The organism is Cytobacillus oceanisediminis 2691 (assembly GCF_007678455.1).
Lineage (GTDB): Bacteria > Bacillota > Bacilli > Bacillales > Cytobacillaceae > Mesobacillus > Mesobacillus oceanisediminis_A.
The window spans coordinates 1-301 of the sequence record NZ_VEEP01000130.1; the positions used below are offsets into that span (position 1 = coordinate 1).

Annotated in this window: 1 protein-coding gene; it reads left to right on the top strand. The window is 38.5% G+C overall.

Annotation, left to right across the window (positions count from 1 at the left end):
- Window positions 1-301 (top strand): SpoVR family protein (locus tag FS736_RS23580; RefSeq protein ID WP_186326913.1); only part of this gene is annotated, 301 nt, incomplete at both ends.

Sequence of the window (301 nt, forward strand, 5' to 3'; positions counted from 1 at the left end):
TCCCCTCCATTTTTATCCCATCCCATATCAAATTTCTCCTCCCCAAATCATCTATACATTTCCCCCATACCCCATCCCAACCACATTTTCACATTCCACCTTCCCAAAACACTTCCATAAAATCAACCTTCATTATCATTTCCCCCTATCCAACATTTATCAATTCCTAATCAATTCCAATCCCTCTTATCCTTTCCTCCTTCATTCCAATTCCCTCATCCAGAACAAATTAATTCTTCCCCATCTACTCCCTCATTCCCATTTTTTCAAAAATAATCTACGTTTCCACAATACCAAAACC